The organism is Chryseobacterium manosquense (genome assembly GCF_014623485.1).
Classification (GTDB): Bacteria; Bacteroidota; Bacteroidia; order Flavobacteriales; family Weeksellaceae; genus Kaistella; species Kaistella haifensis.
The window spans coordinates 2,884,270-2,898,572 of sequence record NZ_CP060203.1; the positions used below are offsets into that span (position 1 = coordinate 2,884,270).

Below are 14,303 nucleotides of genomic sequence, written 5' to 3' on the forward strand. Positions count from 1 at the left end.
TTAAAAATGAGATATTTTGTTTACATCCTAGGATTCATGCTATTTTTTTCTTGTAGTAAGAAGCAAATTACGGCTGAAAATACAACTTTAAAACCTCATTTAACATTCATTTCCTGCCAAAAAAATATGTTGAAGATTGAAGGTGGAAGTTACCGTCCGTTTGTAGGCAAAGAAAGCGATAGTTTAACCTTCGTCAATTCTTTTCTGATGGATGAAACCGCAGTTACAAATGCTGAATTTCTCGAATTTTTGAAGAAAAATCCCCAATGGACCAAAAGCCAAGTTCTGAAGTTGTTTGCAGACAGTACTTACCTTCATTCTTGGAAAAGTGATTATGAATTTCCGGCAGATGTAAGTCCAAAAGCGCCTGTGACCAATGTTTCTTGGTACGCCGCAAAAGCCTATGCCCAAAGCGTCGGAAAAAGATTACCAACCGTAGATGAGTGGGAATATGCCGCAAGAGCCAGCGAAAAACTGAAAGATGCTACCGAAAACCCGGAATTCACAACGAAGATATTGAAACTTTATCAGCAAAAATACGGTTACAAAAAACCGGTGAAGCAACACGAAGCGAATGCATGGGGAATTTATGATCTCTATGGAACCATCTGGGAATGGACGGAAGATTTCAACTCGGTGATGATGACCGGAGAATCCCGAAAAGACAACACGGTGAACGAAACTTTGTTTTGCGCAGGTGCATCAGTAACTTCTTCAGATCTCAGGAATTATGCCGCATTTATAAGGTTTGCAATGCGTGGAAGCATGAAAGCCAACTATACCGTCAACAACCTCGGTTTCCGATGTGTAAAGGATTTACCTGGAAATTAAAACATCACAGGAAACCCAAAAAAATAATACTATGAAAAATTTATTTCGAAATATTGCTCTTGCTGCACTTTCGCTTTTAGTGTTGGTGAGCTGCAAAAAACAAGAAAGTGAAAATTTAGATCCTGCTTCTATTTTTAATTTAAGTTCAAAATGGGAAACGCCGGACGGAACCAAAATTCATTTGGAAGATCTTAAAGGAAAAGTCCTCACGATGGTGATGATTTATACTTCCTGCAAAACAGCTTGCCCAAAATTAACAGCCGATATGAAAGTCATAGAAGCAAAAGTAGGTCACCAAAATCCTGAGGATTTGCGCTATGTTTTAATTTCTATCGATCCTAAAAATGATACTCCGGAGAAAATGCGGGAATTCATTAAAAATTATCATTTGGAAGGCAAACAATGGTTGTTTATCCGAAGCGATGAGGACAATACAAGAGAGTTGGCGAATGTATTAGCCGTAAAATACAAGCAAATTTCCCCGATGGATTTTTCGCATTCCAACATCATCAGCGTTTTTTCGAAAGATGGTCTTTTGGTTCATCAGCAAGAGGGGATCACCATCGATATAGACGGAACAGTAAATGAAATTAAAAATCAACTTCAATAATTATTCATCATTAAAATCAATCAAAATGAAAAAACTTTTCTTAACATCAGTCTTAGCTGTTTTAACCGTAGCGTCTTGTTCTAAAAAAGAAGAAACAATAGACCCAGCAAACCAACCGGAATCCAATGTAATGTTGGAAGAAAAACCTACAACTGAACCTGAACCTGTAGCCGCATTAACACCAGAAGAAGAAGGAAAACAGTTGGTAGAAGGTGCCGATTGCCTTTCTTGCCATAAAGTTGACGCAAAATTAGTTGGTCCATCTTACCAAGAGGTTGCTGCAAAATATACCGAAGCAGATATTGATAAGCTTGCAACAAAAATCATTGATGGTGGAAAAGGAGTTTGGGGCGAAATTCCAATGACTCCACACGCCGGATTAAGTCCTGATAATGCAAAATTAATGGTGAAATATATTCTTTCAACTAAGAAATAAAATACTGAATGTCAATAATTTAAATCCATAAATAAAAAATAATGAATACAAGAACAGACCTCATAGGAGAAATGGTTGCCGAGGATTTTAGAACAGCAGCTGTTTTCAAAAAATATGGTATCGATTTTTGCTGCAAAGGTGGTAGAACGATTGCCGATGCTTGCGAGAAAAAAAATATCGACAAAGAAAAAATCATTGAAGAACTAGAAAATCTTCCAAAAACAGACGCTTCCGGAATTGATTTTAATAGCTTCCCGATTGATCTTCTTGCGGATTATGTGGAGAAAACCCATCACCGTTATGTAGAAGAAAAAACACCAATCATTCAGCAGTTTTTAGATAAACTTTGTAAAGTTCATGGCAATCGCCACCCGGAATTGTTTGAAATTAACGCCATTTTCAATGAATCTGCCCGGGATTTAGCTGCACACTTGAAGAAAGAAGAATTGGTTTTGTTTCCATTCATTAAGCAAATGGTAAAAGCCAAGATTTCAGGCGAAGATGTTCTGCAACCGCATTTCGGAACCGTAGAAAATCCTGTAAATATGATGATGCACGAGCATACCACGGAAGGGGAACGTTTCGAAAAAATCGCACAATTAACTCATAATTATGCTCCTCCAGCTGATGCTTGCAACACTTACCGCGTAACTTTTGCCATGCTTCAGGATTTTGAGAACGATCTTCATAAGCACATTCATTTAGAGAACAATATTCTCTTCCCGAAATCCATCAAACTAGAAAAAGAATTTGTTGCAGTTTAATTTTTTAATTAAAAAGAATCCGCCTCAGTTGTTTGTTGTGAGACGGATTCCTTTTTTTTTATGTTGTTTTTGGTTTAAATTCTTTCCAGTTCTTCTGCGGAAATCTGTGTTTTGAACATCCCGTAATTCACGGTTACCTTCTGGTTTTTATCGATTTTTTCGATGGTTCCCACACTTGTACTACCGGCGATTCGTACACGTTGACCAACTTTCAGCCATACCGCGCGTTCTTTTATTCGCTTGTCTTCCAGTTTTTCGTGGGTTTCAGCGATTTTTTCCTGCACATTTTCCTTTTTCAGTTGTTGCGTAATTTTGCGTTTCACGATCTGAAGTTTCTTGGTTTCATCTTTGTCTGAACCTAGTTTTCGGAATTTTTCCTGCTCCAAAATTTTCACGAAATCTTTCACCACATCTTTTCGCGATTTACCTTTTACATAAGAATCGATGAAGCCTTCAATCTTGTTGCCGAATTGCAATTTGCGGTGTTCTTCTTCGTATAATTTCTGGAAATTAAAGAGTTTTTGTTGCAGTTGCTCGTTGAGTTTTTCCAGATTTTCTTTCTTGTTTTGGGTTGATTCTTTCTGCTCGGTAAGGTTACTTTTCAGTTTTTCAACTTCAAATTTTTCCTGCTGAAGTTTTACAATCGTTTTATCTAGATTTACAATATCATGTTCCACCTTTTTCTTGGCTGAATTGATGATGAATGCAGGGATTTTGTTCTTTTTTGCTACCTCAAAAGTGAATGAACTTCCGGCTTGTCCCACTTCCAATTTATACAAAGGTTCCAGCGTGTGCTCATCGAAAAGCATTGCCGCGTTTTGTGCATTTGGAAGCTGTTCTACAACGAGTTTTATATTGGTGTAATGCGTTGTAATAATTGCAAAAGATTTTTTATTGTAGAAAAATTCCAGGAAACTTTCCGCCAAAGCGCCACCAAGTTCAGGGTCGGAACCGGTTCCGAATTCATCAATCAGTAAAAGTGTGTTTTCATCGGCTTCGCGAATGATTCCTGCCATTTTTTTCAAACGAGAGGAGTAGGTGGAGAGATGGTTTTCGATGGATTGATTATCACCAATGTCAGTCATTATCTTATCAAAGAAAAACATTTCCGATTTGGGATGAACAGGAACCAAAATCCCACTCTGAATCATCAATTGCAACAATCCAACGGTTTTCAAAGTAATGGATTTTCCTCCGGCGTTTGGTCCCGAGATACACAGAATTCGGTTGTGCTCGGTAAGGGTAAATGTCTGTGGGAAAATTTGTTTTTTCTCCTCGCGGTTTCTAATTAGCAAAAGCGGATGATAAGCATTTACCAATCGAAGAGTTTTATGAGGATTAATTTTCGGCAAAACTCCACCGATTTTCTCCGCAAATTTTGCTTTCGCACGCGTAAGATCCAAATCAAAAATATATTCCTGATACGATGAAAGTTGAGGTTGGAATTCCGCAATTTCGGCAGTAAGTTTTCTCAGGATTTTATCGACTTCTTTCTTTTCTTCTTCAATATCTTCGCGGAGTTTGAATTGATGTTTTACCACCGATTCCGGTTGGATATAAGTAATGGAACCTGTTTTTGAAAGTCCTAATACTCTTCCCAAAACCCGTTTTTTATAAGCAGATTTCACAGCCAAAACTCTTTGGTCATCAATAATACTTTCGCGGATATCATCTAGAAAATCTGTTGAAGAAAGTGAGGTAAGTGCTTTGTTGAAATTCTCCTGAATGGCTTTTCTCGCATGAGAAATTTCAGCTCTTAATGTTTTCAGAATCGGCGAAGCTTCACTTTTCACTTCTCCGAAACGGTTGAAAACTTTGTCTATTTTTTCAATAATTTCTTTTCGAAAATCTAGATCTTTCACATCATTATTCAATGTTGCAAAAACTTCTTCGTAAGCCGGATAAAATTTTTGGAGTTTCCCGATTTGTTCGGTCAAACTTTTTATTTTGATAAAAGCGCTGTTTTCTAACCGAAAATTTTCAATCAACATCAGTTTCAGTTCCTCCTCGATATCCTCATATTCGTTGAAAGGAATTGCGTTATCGCTTTCGAAACTCGATAAGAATTCGGATACTTTTTTTAATGAAATTTTGGCTTCATCTATCGAAAAAGGCCGCAGTTCTGAAATTTTCGTGGCGGTTTTATGGGAAAAAGCAAAGGGCGAAATTTCCGCAAGCAAATCCGGAAATTCTAGTTCTTCTAATTGGTCGTTGGTTATTTGCACATTGCAAATTTAATGATTATTTGATAATCTGTTCCGGTGCATAATTTTTGTATTTTTGAAATATTAAAATCAATTATAATTACGACTTAATGAATTGGGAAACCGTTTTAGCACCGATCAAAAACACTGATCAATTCCAAAATCTTTGGCAAAAAGTAGAAAATGAATATGCTTCCGGAGAATGTTTTCCGCCAAAAAATCAGATTTTCAGAGCGATTGAACTTACCTCTTTTGATGAGGTGAAGGTGGTGATTATCGGTCAGGATCCTTATCATAATGATTTTCAGGCAAATGGGTTGTGTTTTTCGGTTTCGGAAAATGTAAAAGCGCCACCTTCTCTTAAAAATATTTTTACCGAACTCAATAATGATTTAAGAATTCAACGAACAAAAACTGAACTCAACGATTGGGCTGAACAAGGCGTTTTATTGTTGAATGCAACACTTACCGTTCGCGCACATTCGCCAAATTCTCATAAAGATTTGGGCTGGGAAAAGTTTACCGATTTTATCATTAAAGAAATATCAGATAAAAAACAAAATGTGGTGTTTGTTCTTTGGGGCGCATTTGCACAAAAAAAAGAGGAATTGATTGATTCCTCCAAGCATTTTATTTTAAAATCTGCGCATCCATCGCCTTTTTCGGTTTATCGAGGTTTTTACGGGAGCAAACCTTTTTCCAAGATCAATGAATATTTGGAAAGCAAAGCCCTAAAACCTATTTCATGGTAGTGCCGTCTTGATTTTCAGAATTTTCTTTAGCGAATTTCAGTCCGATTTTGTAGCTTCCTTTTAATGCTTTAAAACCTTTATCAGCAGTTGTTTCCGGGCTTATTTCCACCAATGAAATAGAAAATCCGTTGAAATTTTGACTTTTATGATAATTTTTGTTGGCGTCATTTATGGTGCTTAATTTCAAAGTAACCGGTCGGGTGTGAAGTCCCATCACTTCGATTTCTGCGGTGGCAGCTCCGGCCCAAATACAATTCACATCTTTTGGGCAGCGGCTGTCTTCGGTAATTTGTTTGAAAGTAATATTGGTTTCATATTCTTTCAAGAATTTATTTTCACCTTCTTTGAAATAAATCACGTTTGAAGTGTTTTGTTGTTCTTTTTTGGCGGTTTCCAAAGCTTTCTGATCAGGAGGCAAACCTACCGACATTTCCGGTTCTCCGGATTTTGGAGTTTTAGGCATTGTAGTAGTAGAAACGGTTTCAGTTTTTTCTGCTGTGGTTGGGGTTTTCTGAGCTTCTTCAACTTTTGGTTTTTGACAAGCTGTGAAAGCTAAAAATCCTAGTGCGATGAATAATTGTTTGTGTATCATTATTTTATGATTTAAAAATATCAATTAAAACTACCAAAAACATTGCCAAACCGACCATGAAATTAAAACCGGTTCCGTATAGAAATCCTATTAAAGCGCCTTTGGTAGAGTTCCACGCTTTTTTTTTGTCCTTGGCATCGTGTAATAATTCACCTACAAAAACGCCGAGAAACATACCAATTAAAAATCCGAAAGGAACGGGAATGAAGAACATTCCGAGAATAGTTCCGATGACGGACCCCGCGCTTCCCCAACGCGTTCCGCCGTATTTTCGGTTCGTTCTTGCGGGAATTACATAGTTCAATATGATGGAAAGTAATGTGAGAAAAACAAAAATCCAGATGTAAACCATGGAAAGTGATGAGTCGGTTCCGAATTTATAAATTAATAATCCGCAAAGACTAAGCAATAATCCCGGTAAAACGGGCAAAAATGTTCCCAAAATCCCCACCAAAAGTAGAAGAATGCTCACCAAAGGAATGAGTGTATCGTTCATGTGTAATAAATTTTGTTAAAAATAAGCATTAATCCTTTAAACACAATCAGAATTCTTATTTTTGCTGTAATGAATGACGAGCTGAAAGATACCAAAGATTTTCTACAAAATATTAGCGATTATATCCACTATTCGGTGAGAGAAAATTTGCCGGATAGCGCGGTTTTGTTGGTTCAAATAATTTTGAAATTTTTGTTCCTGGTGGCCATCATTTATATTGCTGATTTCATTGTTAAATTTATCTTAAATCAAATTTTTAAGTTATTTTTTAATAAAGATAAATATCCGGTTCTTAAATCCATTTATCAATCGAGAATTACCAATTCTATTTCTCACGTTTTTGCCTTGCTAATTGGCAGTTTTGCGCTTTTTTCTATTTTTTATAGACATCCGAAAAGTTTTATCTTTTTGGAAAGGATGATTGGTCTAGCCATTGTTTTCGTCGTTGCTGGAATGCTGTACCGCAGTTTAAGCGCCTTCAGGAATTATTTTATCATTCAACAGGATTTTTATAAAATCATCGCACTGAATGCCGTTTCGCAATCCGTGAAGATTTTCGGAACTTTTGTCTCAGCAATCATTGCAATTTGCGTGATCTTCGGCATTAGCGGAACCACTATTGTTGGGAGTTTAGGAGCGATTACCGCAGTGCTTGTTTTGGTTTTCCGGGATACAATTCTTGGTTTTGTAACGGGGCTTCATGTTGCCACCTCAAAAAACCTTAAAGTAGGCGATTGGATAGGAATTCCGAAATATAATTTGGAAGGCAATATACAGGATATCAATCTTTTAACAACCAAAATCCAGAACTTCGATAAAACTATTTCCACGATTCCGACTTACGATTTTCTGACCACCGAAATTAAAAATATTCAGGTGATGACGGAGAGTAATACCCGAAGAATCAAGCGTTCCATAATTTTCAATATTAATTCTTTCAAGTTTTTAAATGAAGAAATTCTCGAAAAATTGTCGAAAGTAAATTTAATTAAAGATTATCTGGAATTCAAAAAGTCGGAAATGTCCGAACAGAGAAAGCTCATCGACAATCCGGAATTGCTCATAAATGGTAAGCAACTTACTAATATTGGCGTTTTCCGGGAATATGTTTTTAATTATCTGAAAAATAACCCGCACATCGATCAGGAAGAAACAATCCTCGTTCGACAACTCGAAAATACCCCTCAGGGAATGCCACTGGAGATTTACTGTTTTACCAACGATTCCCAATGGTCCAACTACGAAGATATTCAGGCCGATATTTTCGATCATTTGCTGGTAGCTTCCAAAGAGTTTGATTTAGAAGTGATTCAGTTTGCTAAAATTTAAAATTTATGACAAAACTTAGTGTAAATATCAATAAAATTGCAACCATCCGAAATGCTCGCGGTGGTGAATTTCCGAGTGTGACCGAAGTTGCAGTGAAGCTTCAAGAGTTTGGTGCACAGGGAATTACCATTCATCCAAGACCTGACCAAAGACACATAACAAGAAAAGATGTTTATGATTTGAAACCTTTGGTTCATACCGAATTTAATATCGAGGGAAATCCTAACCGTCCGTTTATAGATATGGTTTTGGAGGTGAAACCGGAGCAAGTGACTTTGGTACCGGATGCTGATGACGCGCTCACTTCCAACGCAGGTTGGGATTGCGAAAAAAACCTAGATTTCCTAAAATCGGTAATTTATGAATTTAAAAATGCCGGAATCCGAACTTCTATTTTCCTGGATCCGAATCCGGAAATGGTGAAATTTGCGGCGGAAACCGGAACCGATCGAATTGAATTATATACCGAAGCATACGCGAAAAACTATTCTCGAGATAAAGAAAATGCCATAAAACCATACTACGAAACAGCTCTAGAAGCTACAAAATACGGTTTAGGAATCAACGCCGGACATGATTTAAGTTTAGATAATTTAAAATATTTCGCCGAAAATATTCCGAATTTATTGGAAGTTTCCATCGGTCATGCTTTAATTTCCGAAGCGTTGTATTTAGGTTTAGAAAACACGGTTCAAGCGTATTTGAAGCGCTTAGCGAAATGGTAATTAATTGAAAATTTTTGTATTAAAATTTTAAAAAGAATCTGCTCAATCAGCAAAATCAGCCAGAAAAAATGAACATATTACACTCTAAAATATATGGCGGAGACAAACCCGGAACTCCGCTTCTGGTTTTCCACGGACTGTTCGGCATGCTCGATAACTGGGGAAGTTTCGGAAAAGAAATGGCCGAATTTTTTCCGGTTCATTTAATTGATTTAAGAAATCACGGCAAAAGTTTTCATTCAGAAGAAATGTCACACGACGATTTGGCTCACGATATTGCCCATTATATGGATTTTCATCATTTGGAAAAAGCCAATTTATTGGGGCATTCTCTCGGCGGAAAAGCAGTGATGCAATTTGCCATAAAATATCCGGTGAAGGTAGAAAAATTAATCGTTGTAGATATTTCTCCGAAAGCCTATCCACCGCATCATCAAGGAATTTTGAAAGCTTTGGAAAGTGTAGATTTCGAAAAAGTAAACACGAGACAAGAAGTAGAAGAGATACTTCATCAATATATTCCTGAAAAATCCGTCATTCAGTTTCTTGCGAAAAACCTTTATTGGAAAGATGACAAAAAACTCGATTGGCGTTTTAATTTGAAAACTTTATCCGAGAAATATTCTCAGTTTGTTTCTAATGCAATTAAATTCGGAGTTTTCACCGGCAAAACATTGTTTATTTCCGGTGCTAAATCTCATTATATTTTACCTCAAGATGAGTTTCTGATCAAGCAACAATTTCCCAATTCTTCGGTGGTAAAAGTGGAAAATGCGGGACATTGGGTTCAGGCTGAAAATCCTAAAGATTTTGCTATGGTGGTGAAAGAGTTTCTCCTTGAGAAATAGCAAATTTTTAAAAAATATTTATGATCTTAGTTACAGGTGCAACAGGAATTGTCGGAAGTGCAATCGTTTTAGAACTGCTGAAACGTGGCGAAAAGGTGCGCGCGACCAAAAGAAATTCCAGTAATATCGAAGACGTAAGAAAATCATTTCGTTACTATACCGAAAACCCCGATGAATACTACAAAAAAATAGAATGGATCGATGTCGATTTTGATGATATTTTAAGTTTGCAACATGCCGTCGAAGGCGTAGAAGAAGTCTACCATTGTGCTGCAAAAGTCGATTTTCATCCAGCTTCTCAGAGCGAAATGTATCACACCAATATTGAAGGAACCAAAAATCTTTTGTTCGCTTGTGCTGATTCGTCTGTGAAAAAATTCTGTTTTATCAGTTCCGTAGCGGTTCTTGACGGTTTAAATGAAGCTCGAGAACTCGATGAAAATTCCGATTATAATTCCAAAATTCATCATTCTGCTTATGCGATTTCCAAACATTTTTCTGAAATGGAAGTTTGGCGCGCTTCCGCAGAAGGTTTAAATACGGTAATCGTAAATCCCGGTGTGATTCTCGCAAGTGGAAACTGGAGTAGAAGTAGCGGTCAATTATTCGAAAATCTTTCGAAATCCTATACGTTTACCGGCGGAGCATCCTACGTTGATGTTCGCGATGTGGCGAAAATTTCAATAGAATTAATGGAGAAAAATAAATTTGGCGAACGGTTTATATTGGTTTCCGGAACCAAATCTTACCAAGAAATGGGAACTTTGGTCAGAAAAAAGCTAGGAAAACCTTCTCCGAAAATCATTCCCAAATTTCTGCTGAATTTTGCTCATGTTTTAAGTATTCTTTTCGGATGGCTGGTTCCGGCGCTCCGAATTGTGAATAAAGTCAATATAGAATCTGTTTCAAATACGACGCCAATTTCAAATAAAAAAATCACTGAAAAGATTGATTTTCAGTTTATTCCTGTGTCGGAAAGTGTAGATTTTCATTTCAAAAATTATGCTTCCGAAAATATTAAAAGTTAATCAATGAATCTTGTAGAATTTCTAAATCCCAATACCGAAAAATTCAATTCGAAACCAGCAATCGGATTCAAAAAAGCCGACAAATGGAAGGATTTAAGCTGGCGCGACTTTCGGAGAATGGTATTCAAAACAGCCAATGCACTGAAATCTTTAGGGATTTCCGCTGATGATAAAGTTGCCATTTATTCTGATAATTCTGCGGAATGGATTGTTTTCGATTTGGCCATTTTAGCTTTGGGTGCGGTTACCGTTCCGATTTACTCCACCAATAATGGCGAGCAGGCAGAATATATCCTTAAAGATTCTGGTTCGAAAATTATTTTGGTCGGCAATCAGGAACAATACGATGCTGCTTTTGAAATTTTAAATAAAGAAGGATCACTTCAACAGATTATTGTGGCGAAAAAATCGATTTGGATTAAAAAAGACCGAAGCATTTACCTCGAAGATTTTATTAAAAAAGAAGCTGAAACCTTTGATATTATTTCGAAAGAAGCGGACGATTTAGCAACGATTATTTACACTTCCGGAACCACCGGAGTTCCGAAAGGAGTGATGCTTTCGCATGGAAATTTCACCGAATGTTTTCAGGCGCATTTCGACTTTTTTAAGTTTAAAAACTTTGAAAATGAAGTGTCACTGGCATTTTTACCACTTACTCATGTTTTCGAAAGAAGTTGGACTTTGCTTTGTTTGTACGGTGGCGCAAAGGTTTGTTTCCTAGAAAATACTAAATTAATTGCACACGCATTAACCGAAGTGAAACCGACGATGATGTGTGCAGTTCCTAGATTTTACCAAAAAATTTATGCCGGTGTAAACGAAATGGTAGCGAGCGGCTCCGATACGAAAAAGAAAATCTTCAATTGGGCGATCAAAACCGGAAGTGAATTGGCGGAATTGAAGCGCGTAGAGAGAAAAGTACCTTTAAGTTTACAATTTAAAAATAACATTGCTAATTTGTTGGTTTTCAATAAAATAAAAAACAAAATGGGCGGAAGACTTTGGTTTATGCCTTGTGGTGGCGCATCTGTTTCACCGGAAGTCACCCAGTTTTTTGATGCTTTAGGCGCTCATGTTACCGTTGGATACGGACTTACGGAAACTACCGCGACGCTTACGGCATTTCCATTTACCCAATATCAACATGGCAGTGCGGGAATTTCACTCGGAGATACGCAACTGAAAATTGGTGAAAACAACGAAATTTTGGCGAAAGGAAGCGGAATTATGAAAGGTTATTACCAGCAACCTGAAGAAACGGCTAAAGTTTTCACTGAAGATGGCTGGTTCAAAACCGGTGACGCTGGATTAATCGATGAGAAAGGAAACCTTACAATCACTGATCGAATCAAGGATTTAATGAAAACTTCCAATGGAAAATATGTAACTCCGCAACCGATCGAAAATCTTCTTTCCAACGACAATTATATCACTCAAGCGATGGTTGTAGCTGAAGGAAAACCGTATGTAACTGCACTGATTATCCCAAATTTCGATGCACTAAAAGATTGGATTGAAAAGATGGATATTCCGTTCACCAATTGGCAAGAAATTGTTAATTCCGAGACGGTGAAAGAGTTTTATCGCTTAAAACTGGATGAGATTCAGAAAGGACTTTCAGGTTTTGAAAAGGTGAAAAAATTCGTTTTAATGCCTTCGGAATTTGAAATAGGAACCGGCGAAATAACCCCGACTTTAAAAGTGAAAAGAAACGTAGTGCTCAACAAATATTCAGCATTAATTGACAATATGTATGCGTCATAATCGCATTTTATAATTATTTAGAAGTTTTTAAGATGAACGAATTTTCAGAAAATAATCCCTTCAATATCTCCAACCAAAAAGTTTCGGCAACTTGCCCCTCCAATATTGCTTTGATCAAATATTGGGGAAAATACGAACCGCAAATTCCCGCAAATCCGAGTATCAGTTACACGCTAAATCATTGTAAAACCAACACGGAAATGGAATTTTTGGTTGATGAAAAATTTAGTGTTCAAACTTTTTTGTCTGGAAATGAAGAACCGAAATTTGCCCAAAAAATTGAGAAATATTTTCAGAAAATTGAAGAATATTTACCGTGGATTTTGAAGGGGAAATACATCATTAAAACTGAAAATACCTTTCCGCACAGTTCCGGAATTGCGAGTTCTGCGTCCGGTTTTGGTGCTATTGCCAAATGTTTAATGAATTTGGATGAGCAATTTTCGGGGAAAACGAACGAAGATTTTAAGCTAAAAAAAGCGAGTTTTTTGGCGAGATTAGGAAGTGGAAGTGCTTGCAGAAGTCTTTACGAAGGTTTGGTGGTTTGGGGAAAAACAGAAGAAGTTGCGGAAAGTTCAGATTTATTTGCGGTACAATATCCGAATGAGGAAATTCATCCAATTTTCAAGAGTTTTAATGACTGGGTTTTACTGATTCACGAAGGTGAAAAATCGGTAAGTTCTACTGTTGGTCACGGTTTGATGAATACGAATCCTTATGCGCAACGCAGATTTCAAGAAGCTCATGAAAACTTCAAAACCATTAAAAGTATTTTGAAAAATGGTGATTTACAAGAGTTTATAAAATTGGTTGAACACGAAGCATTAACTCTTCACGCGATGATGATGATGAGCGAACCGGCTTTTATTTTGATGAAAACCGGGACTTTGCAAGTCATTAATAAGATTTGGGAATTCAGAAAAGAAACGAATCTTCCTTTATTTTTCACATTAGATGCGGGCGCAAATGTTCATCTTTTATTTCCGGAAAATTCGGATTCGGAAAAAATTCAAGAATTTATCGTAAAAGAACTTTTACAATTTACCCAAAACAACGGTGTAGTAAAGGATGTGATGAGATTTTAGCAACCGAGAGAATTATTTTTTCTCGGTAAATTTGCTTAAAGTATGCATTACAAATACCACCAAAATACCGATGATTCCTGCGGAAATTGATAAAATGAATTTAGCATTTTCTTCGTGCCAAAATCCTAATTGCCATTCCATTACATAAAGATTGAAACCGATAAAGATTACGAAAAGCGCTAAAAATATTTTATAAAAAAGGTGCATTTTTTTGTGAATTTAAAATTTAACATAAGTGCTGAAAAGTTGCGCAAAGTTGGCAGTAAACAGCTTAATTGAAATCGCCAATAAGATAATGCCGAAAACTTTTTGCAGAACCTGAAGCGTTCCATCGCCGAGTTTTCTTTCGAGCCAGTTGGCTGATTTCAGCACCAAATATACGAAAATTGTATTGAGAATAATCCCACAAATGATATTTATATCATGATATTCTGCCCGCAATGAAAGGGTAGTGGTAAGTGTTCCAGCGCCGGCTATCAAAGGGAATGCAATGGGAACAATCGATGCAGATTTTGCTTCGGAATTTTTCTGTATTTCGATCCCAAGAATCATTTCCACCGCAATAATGAAAATAACAAAAGCACCGGCAATCGCAAAGGAATTGACATCAACTCCGATGAATTTTAGGATTTTATTTCCAATGAAAAGAAAGGAAATCATGAGGATTCCTGATACAATTGCGGCTTTTTCGGATTCAATATGACCAAATTTTTGCTTCAAACTCACAATAATCGGGATTGAACCAATGATGTCGATCACGGCAAACAGTACCATCGTAGCGGTAAGCGTTTCTTTCAGGGAGAAAAATTCAAACATAATCAGGAATTATTAATTTC

General features: G+C 36.8%; 16 protein-coding genes. 11 read left to right on the top strand and 5 right to left on the bottom strand.

Annotation, left to right across the window (positions count from 1 at the left end; all coding sequences use genetic code 11):
- The first annotated feature begins 6 nt into the window (after positions 1-6).
- From H0S70_RS13735 to ric, 4 genes are read left to right on the top strand one after another with little or no spacing between them, the layout of a single operon-like run.
- Positions 7-831, top strand: a complete 825-nt coding sequence (locus H0S70_RS13735) for a formylglycine-generating enzyme family protein (RefSeq protein WP_188321198.1) — start codon at positions 7-9, stop codon at positions 829-831.
- Positions 832-862: 31 nt separating this feature from the next.
- The gene (locus H0S70_RS13740) at positions 863-1,441 is read left to right on the top strand and encodes an SCO family protein (protein ID WP_088264318.1); all 579 of its coding nucleotides are present in this window, start codon (positions 863-865) and stop codon (positions 1,439-1,441) included.
- Positions 1,442-1,466: 25 nt separating this feature from the next.
- Entirely contained in the window at positions 1,467-1,877 is a 411-nt protein-coding gene (locus H0S70_RS13745) for a c-type cytochrome (protein WP_188321199.1), read from the top strand.
- A gap of 41 nt (positions 1,878-1,918) precedes the next feature.
- Positions 1,919-2,641 (top strand): iron-sulfur cluster repair di-iron protein, encoded by a 723-nt coding sequence (ric, locus tag H0S70_RS13750; protein WP_188321200.1) that lies wholly within the window; start codon positions 1,919-1,921, stop codon positions 2,639-2,641.
- Between the two features lie 74 nt (positions 2,642-2,715).
- Here the strand turns inward: ric and H0S70_RS13755 are convergent, their stop codons facing one another.
- A complete protein-coding gene (locus tag H0S70_RS13755; RefSeq protein WP_188321201.1) occupies positions 2,716-4,866 on the bottom strand; it encodes an endonuclease MutS2 in 2,151 nt (716 codons plus the stop codon).
- A gap of 89 nt (positions 4,867-4,955) precedes the next feature.
- Between H0S70_RS13755 and H0S70_RS13760 the strand changes: the two genes are divergently transcribed.
- Positions 4,956-5,597, top strand: coding sequence for a uracil-DNA glycosylase (locus tag H0S70_RS13760; protein ID WP_188321202.1), 642 nt, complete (start codon positions 4,956-4,958; stop codon positions 5,595-5,597).
- Here the strand turns inward: H0S70_RS13760 and H0S70_RS13765 are convergent.
- On the bottom strand, positions 5,584-6,189 hold the full coding sequence (locus H0S70_RS13765; protein WP_188321203.1) for a hypothetical protein: 606 nt from the start codon (positions 6,187-6,189) through the stop codon (positions 5,584-5,586). The genes H0S70_RS13760 and H0S70_RS13765 overlap by 14 nt on opposite strands.
- A gap of 4 nt (positions 6,190-6,193) precedes the next feature.
- Complete coding sequence (locus H0S70_RS13770; RefSeq protein WP_188321204.1) at positions 6,194-6,685, bottom strand: DUF456 domain-containing protein; 492 nt, start codon at positions 6,683-6,685, stop codon at positions 6,194-6,196.
- Positions 6,686-6,754: 69 nt separating this feature from the next.
- On the opposite strand from H0S70_RS13770, the gene H0S70_RS13775 reads away from it, so the two are divergent.
- The 6 genes from H0S70_RS13775 to mvaD all read left to right on the top strand — a co-directional run bounded on the left by H0S70_RS13775 (position 6,755) and on the right by mvaD (position 13,467).
- Positions 6,755-8,014: a mechanosensitive ion channel family protein gene (locus tag H0S70_RS13775; RefSeq protein WP_188322261.1), complete on the top strand. Its 1,260-nt coding sequence runs from the start codon at positions 6,755-6,757 to the stop codon at positions 8,012-8,014.
- A 5-nt stretch (positions 8,015-8,019) separates the two neighbouring features.
- Positions 8,020-8,739, top strand: a complete 720-nt coding sequence (locus tag H0S70_RS13780; RefSeq protein ID WP_188321205.1) for a pyridoxine 5'-phosphate synthase — start codon at positions 8,020-8,022, stop codon at positions 8,737-8,739.
- A 68-nt stretch (positions 8,740-8,807) separates the two neighbouring features.
- Positions 8,808-9,587 (top strand): alpha/beta fold hydrolase, encoded by a 780-nt coding sequence (locus H0S70_RS13785; protein WP_188321206.1) that lies wholly within the window; start codon positions 8,808-8,810, stop codon positions 9,585-9,587.
- Between the two features lie 20 nt (positions 9,588-9,607).
- Positions 9,608-10,615: an NAD-dependent epimerase/dehydratase family protein gene (locus H0S70_RS13790; RefSeq protein ID WP_188321207.1), complete on the top strand. Its 1,008-nt coding sequence runs from the start codon at positions 9,608-9,610 to the stop codon at positions 10,613-10,615.
- 3 nt (positions 10,616-10,618) lie between these two features.
- A complete protein-coding gene (locus H0S70_RS13795; RefSeq protein WP_188321208.1) occupies positions 10,619-12,382 on the top strand; it encodes an AMP-dependent synthetase/ligase in 1,764 nt (587 codons plus the stop codon).
- Between the two features lie 32 nt (positions 12,383-12,414).
- Positions 12,415-13,467, top strand: coding sequence for a diphosphomevalonate decarboxylase (mvaD, locus tag H0S70_RS13800; RefSeq protein WP_188321209.1), 1,053 nt, complete (start codon positions 12,415-12,417; stop codon positions 13,465-13,467).
- Between the two features lie 12 nt (positions 13,468-13,479).
- Here mvaD and H0S70_RS13805 read toward each other — a convergent pair whose 3' ends face one another.
- Both H0S70_RS13805 and H0S70_RS13810 read right to left on the bottom strand, forming a co-directional pair.
- Positions 13,480-13,674 carry a hypothetical protein gene (locus tag H0S70_RS13805; protein WP_055042553.1) on the bottom strand — a complete coding sequence of 65 codons (195 nt, stop codon included), beginning with the start codon at positions 13,672-13,674 and terminating at the stop codon, positions 13,480-13,482.
- A gap of 12 nt (positions 13,675-13,686) precedes the next feature.
- Positions 13,687-14,283, bottom strand: a complete 597-nt coding sequence (locus H0S70_RS13810) for a MarC family protein (protein ID WP_088264330.1) — start codon at positions 14,281-14,283, stop codon at positions 13,687-13,689.
- Positions 14,284-14,303: the final 20 nt, after the last annotated feature.

Excerpts from the sequence above, each read along its gene's own strand:
- H0S70_RS13745 (WP_188321199.1), top strand. The coding sequence starts at position 1,467 with ATGAAAAAACTTTTCTTAACATCAGTCTTAGCTGTTTTAACCGTAGCG.
- H0S70_RS13790 (WP_188321207.1), top strand. The coding sequence starts at position 9,608 with ATGATCTTAGTTACAGGTGCAACAGGAATTGTCGGAAGTGCAATCGTT.
- H0S70_RS13760 (WP_188321202.1), top strand. The coding sequence starts at position 4,956 with ATGAATTGGGAAACCGTTTTAGCACCGATCAAAAACACTGATCAATTC.
- H0S70_RS13795 (WP_188321208.1), top strand. The coding sequence starts at position 10,619 with ATGAATCTTGTAGAATTTCTAAATCCCAATACCGAAAAATTCAATTCG.
- H0S70_RS13740 (WP_088264318.1), top strand. The coding sequence starts at position 863 with ATGAAAAATTTATTTCGAAATATTGCTCTTGCTGCACTTTCGCTTTTA.
- H0S70_RS13735 (WP_188321198.1), top strand. The coding sequence starts at position 7 with ATGAGATATTTTGTTTACATCCTAGGATTCATGCTATTTTTTTCTTGT.
- H0S70_RS13805 (WP_055042553.1), bottom strand. The coding sequence starts at position 13,674 with ATGCACCTTTTTTATAAAATATTTTTAGCGCTTTTCGTAATCTTTATC.
- H0S70_RS13785 (WP_188321206.1), top strand. The coding sequence starts at position 8,808 with ATGAACATATTACACTCTAAAATATATGGCGGAGACAAACCCGGAACT.
- H0S70_RS13765 (WP_188321203.1), bottom strand. The coding sequence starts at position 6,189 with ATGATACACAAACAATTATTCATCGCACTAGGATTTTTAGCTTTCACA.
- H0S70_RS13775 (WP_188322261.1), top strand. The coding sequence starts at position 6,755 with ATGAATGACGAGCTGAAAGATACCAAAGATTTTCTACAAAATATTAGC.
- H0S70_RS13770 (WP_188321204.1), bottom strand. The coding sequence starts at position 6,685 with ATGAACGATACACTCATTCCTTTGGTGAGCATTCTTCTACTTTTGGTG.
- mvaD (WP_188321209.1), top strand. The coding sequence starts at position 12,415 with ATGAACGAATTTTCAGAAAATAATCCCTTCAATATCTCCAACCAAAAA.
- ric (WP_188321200.1), top strand. The coding sequence starts at position 1,919 with ATGAATACAAGAACAGACCTCATAGGAGAAATGGTTGCCGAGGATTTT.
- H0S70_RS13780 (WP_188321205.1), top strand. The coding sequence starts at position 8,020 with ATGACAAAACTTAGTGTAAATATCAATAAAATTGCAACCATCCGAAAT.
- H0S70_RS13810 (WP_088264330.1), bottom strand. The coding sequence starts at position 14,283 with ATGTTTGAATTTTTCTCCCTGAAAGAAACGCTTACCGCTACGATGGTA.